Source organism: Paenibacillus forsythiae T98, from assembly GCF_000520735.1.
Taxonomy (GTDB): domain Bacteria; phylum Bacillota; class Bacilli; order Paenibacillales; family Paenibacillaceae; genus Paenibacillus_AQ; species Paenibacillus_AQ forsythiae.
This window is the reverse complement of the sequence record NZ_ASSC01000209.1, coordinates 1-3031: the sequence shown is the minus strand read 5'-3', so window position 1 is coordinate 3031 and position 3031 is coordinate 1. Positions and strand designations below refer to the sequence as shown.

The window sequence follows — 3031 nt, the reverse complement described above, 5'->3', positions numbered from 1 at the left end:
CCCGCCTATCTCGTTGAGGCTTCCGATGTCTTATGGCTGCTTGATCCTGAACCCGTCCGGTTTGAATATGATACACAGTGGGCCTTCTCCTATTGGCGCGAATTGCAGCAGCTTGTGCGAACCGAGGCAGAGAAACAGCAAGTTTTTCTATCGGCTTATGCACTTGAGCGGCTCATGCTGGAGGCAGCAGTGCATATCCATGCGCTCGTTGTGAATTTGATGCGTCGGGCGATGAAGCAGGCCGTGTGTTTGCCGGAATTTCAGGATCTGGAGCGGGAAGAAACATTCGAAATTCGTGTGGCAGAGTATCTCGATCAAAGTGTGTCCGTGTATAAAGAAGATCGCAGACAGGTGGAATCGAATGTCATTCGGGATTGGCTGGAGGAAAAAGAGGAGCATGCGTACAGCTACCAGGCATTGACCCAGGTTCAACTGCCCGATGGAGATTTCAGCCAGCTGGATTTTCGTTATGCCGCTTTTCGTCAGGTTGGAATGAAGCGCACCCGCCTTCATGCTTGTGTCCTGGTGGGAACCGTATGGCAGGATTGCCGATTGGAAGAAACCGATTTGACTTTCAGCTTGCTTCACGGAGCCGATTTTAGCGGTTGTTCCATGGACCATGCCATATTCGACGCCGTTACAGGCAATGCGGGAGACGGCGCTAACGCTTGGCTCGACTGGGAGCCATTAGGATTTAGTGGTGTGGACTTTACAGGAGCGGACTTGCAAGGGGCTTCCTTTAGAGAGGCTCAGTTGCAAGGGGCGGTCTTCCAAGCTGCCTCACTGCAACACGCTTCATTTATCGGGGCCGATCTGACAGGTTCCTGCTTTGCCGGAGCCGATATCACAGGCGCTTCCTTTGAAGGGGCCCGCCTGGCACAAACCGATTTTACAGGGGCAAAGGTACAGGGTGTGCGTTTTACGGAGGAACAGCTAGGCGAGGCCATTGGCTTGACAGAAACGGCCACGTCCTCCCCCTCCCTGCTTCGGCCTGCGGATATAAGCGTCCCATATGTGACCAGTACAGGGGGAACAGCCGCCATGAGATATTTTCGCCTCATGACGGACGAGCGTATTCCGCATCGGGTAGAACCGGCTTCCCTGTCTCCTTCGCAGATCGAAAGCATCCTGTCGGACCAAGGCTCTTTAACGGAGGACTCTCCCCTGTTCTTAACTGTACATACCGATTCACAGACCGTATTTCCCGATTTTCTGGAATTTCCTGTCCCGCTCGTATCCGATCCGCTTAAGGCACTCCTGGAAAAGATTGCTCCGGGGCTAAAATGGAAAGCGGCTATTCTCACTGATTTTCAGCGAGCCAGACAAGAGGTATATTGGGTGCTTCGTCCTCCGAGGCTGGATTGCCTTTCCTCCCAGACCGAGCGGCATCCCAATCACACCTTGAAGCATCTAATACTCCAATCCGGGAATATCGGGTCTCCTGTGTTTCGGATCGCCGGCCTGATGGAGCCTTACATCTACATCGACCTGGCCGTGGCGGAAAGTCTGCTGCGCCGCCCATTTGCAGGTATACGCGTACAACGGGCGGAGACGGCAACAAAGGAGGAATGATCTCAAGTGAACGAAGTGAAGGTACAGCCCGGAACGGGCGGCAAAAAAAGCTACGTGGTAGCAGGCGCGATTTTGAGCTGCAGCTATGGTACCCAGCCCACCCGTTTAAAGCGGCCTGTCAGCCACGGCGTATATGTCAAAAACAAAGCACAGATGAATATCGGGGATTATGCGCCGGGAGTGAACATCCCGCCCTTTGGAAACTGCTCCAGTCCGTTCAATCCTACTGTGCAAGCCAGTCAGATGGTCGATATCTATGGGGTCAGGAAAGCCCCGTGCGTCCCTGTCCTCACCATGCCCTGGCTGAACGGAAAAAGCGACATGAGGATCGAAGGCCAGCCTGCGTTGACGCAGAACTGTACCCAGCATTGCTTGTATCGCGGACAGATCCGCATTGAAAATGACGGGCAGGAGCTGGACTAGCCGCTGAACGAGGCAACCAGCCCTGCATGCCGGAAAGGAGACACGAACAGATTTGAGCCTACAGTTAGCTGGGATTGGCTATGAAAGCCTCCGCTTTTACGGCCCTTTTCAGCCTCAGCTTATTAAGCAGCTCCAAATCAACCGAGCCATCAACGAACATGCTTATTTACAGATGACAGGCCTTTTGTCCGAGGAACAAGGAGCCGCATGGATCGGGCAAGCCATGGAGCAAGAGCCGATTGCCATTCGTCAGTTGGATGGACACGGAGAGGTGCTCAGAAAGCTGTTCCACGGGATCATCACACGCATATCCGTACATTGTGTACGGGGAGTCTATACCTTCGAACTGGAGGCCGCCTCGCATTCGTATCAGATGGATATCCGGGGGAAAAAGCGTTCCTATCCGGATGCCCACCGCACCTATGAGGATCTGGTCACCGCGCTGGTACGCAAGTATAAGTACGGGGATCTGATTGATACCGTAACCCATGATGCCAGGCTGGAGGCATTTGTTCTACAATATGAGGAGACAGACTGGGCCTTTTTAAAGCGTCTCGCCTCCCGCTTCGGCTCTGTGCTGGTGCCGGAGGTGACCGCCGCCTCACCCAAGGTTTTCTTCGGCATGCCGGAAGGTGCGCCACACAAAGTAGAAGAGGATATATCTTATCAGGTACGCAAAACATTTCATGAACTCGGCGCAGGAAAACCGGGGGAACGCGCGGGCTCGTATGTCACCTGTACCATTGAAAGTCTGCAATATTATGCGTTAGGCGACCTCCTTGCGTTGCCGGTCGGGGAAGGCAAGGAGCTGGTCGTCGTACGGGCGGTCACCACTTTAGCGGATGGCTTGCTGCGTACCCGTTATGATCTACAGGCCGAGTCGGATATCCGCTATGCCCGGTATGAGAACGACCAGGTCACCGGGATTTCGCTAACGGGAACGGTGCTCAAGGTCCAGCAGGATTTTATGCAGCTTCAACTGGACATTGATCCTAAGCAAGACCCTGCCAAGGCCTGCTGGTTTCCGGCAGCAACC

At 54.1% G+C, this 3031-nt stretch carries 3 protein-coding genes and 1 pseudogene; all 4 read left to right on the top strand.

Annotated elements, in window-relative coordinates; translation table 11 throughout:
• Positions 1 to 954, top strand: a pseudogene (locus tag L692_RS28045) (pentapeptide repeat-containing protein); the annotation flags it as partial.
• Between the two features lie 87 nt (positions 955 to 1041).
• On the top strand, positions 1042 to 1572 hold the full coding sequence (locus L692_RS32475; RefSeq protein ID WP_025698536.1) for a hypothetical protein: 531 nt from the start codon (positions 1042 to 1044) through the stop codon (positions 1570 to 1572).
• A 6-nt stretch (positions 1573 to 1578) separates the two neighbouring features.
• Positions 1579 to 1995, top strand: coding sequence for a DUF4280 domain-containing protein (locus L692_RS0107310; RefSeq protein ID WP_025698535.1), 417 nt, complete (start codon positions 1579 to 1581; stop codon positions 1993 to 1995).
• Between the two features lie 52 nt (positions 1996 to 2047).
• The coding region (locus L692_RS0107305) for a contractile injection system protein, VgrG/Pvc8 family (RefSeq protein WP_025698533.1) at positions 2048 to 3031 on the top strand (984 nt) is incomplete at its 3' end.

Bases quoted from the DNA above. Each gene is read 5' to 3' on its own strand.
- L692_RS32475 (WP_025698536.1), top strand. From the start codon at position 1,042: ATGAGATATTTTCGCCTCATGACGGACGAGCGTATTCCGCATCGGGTA.